General features: G+C 66.6%; 1 protein-coding gene. It reads left to right on the forward strand.

The window, feature by feature from the left end; genetic code table 11:
* Positions 1–861: NAD-dependent epimerase/dehydratase family protein (locus IMZ11_RS42685; protein WP_228649292.1), on the forward strand; the 861-nt coding region annotated here is incomplete at its 5' end.
* Between the last annotated feature and the right edge of the window lie 17 nt (positions 862–878).

Consider the following 878-nt stretch of genomic DNA (forward strand, 5'->3'; position numbering starts at 1 on the left):
CCGTTCATCGCCAAGGTGATCCGAAACGGGAACGTGGACACCGTCGTGCATGCCGCGGCGGCGTCCTACGCGCCGCGGTCCGGAGGCCGGGCCACGTTGAAGGAACTCAACGTGATGGGCGCGATCCAGCTGTTCGCGGCCTGTCAGAAGACACCGTCGGTACGGCGGGTCGTGCTCAAGTCCACCTCCGAGGTGTACGGCGCGAGCTCGCGGGATCCGGTGATGTTCAGCGAGGAGAGCAGTGCCCGGCGCCCGCCGGGTGACGGGTTCGCCCGCGACAGCATGGACATCGAGGGCTATGCCCGCGGCCTGGCCCGGCGTCGGCCCGACATCGATCTGACGATCCTTCGGCTGGCCAACATGATCGGGCCCGCGATGGACACCGTGCTCTCGCGGTATCTGGCCGGCCCGGTGGTTCCGTCGGTCATCGGCCACGACGCACGGCTGCAACTGCTGCACGAACAGGACGCTCTCGGTGCCCTGGAACGCGCGACGGTGGCGGGCAAGGCGGGCACGTTCAACGTCGGCGCCTCGGGCATCATCATGATGAGCCAGGCGATCCGGCGCTCGGGACGAGTCCGGGTGCCGGTGCCGAGTGGGGCGTTGTCGGCGATCAATTCACTCAGTCGCGCAACGCGTTCCGCCGAACTCGACCGGGACCAGATGAACTATCTGAGCTACGGGCGGGTGATGGACACCACGCGAATGCACAGGGATCTGGGCTACAGTCCCAAGTGGACGACCGCCGAGGCATTCGACGACTACGTCCGTGGTCGTGGATTGACGCCGATACTCGATCCGCGATGGGTACGCTCAATGGAGAGTCGCGCCGTGGGGATGGCGCAGCGTCTGGGACATTAGTAACGGCTCTATCCGGG

The organism is Microtetraspora sp. AC03309, assembly GCF_020826795.1.
Lineage (GTDB): Bacteria > Actinomycetota > Actinomycetes > Streptosporangiales > Streptosporangiaceae > Microtetraspora > Microtetraspora glauca.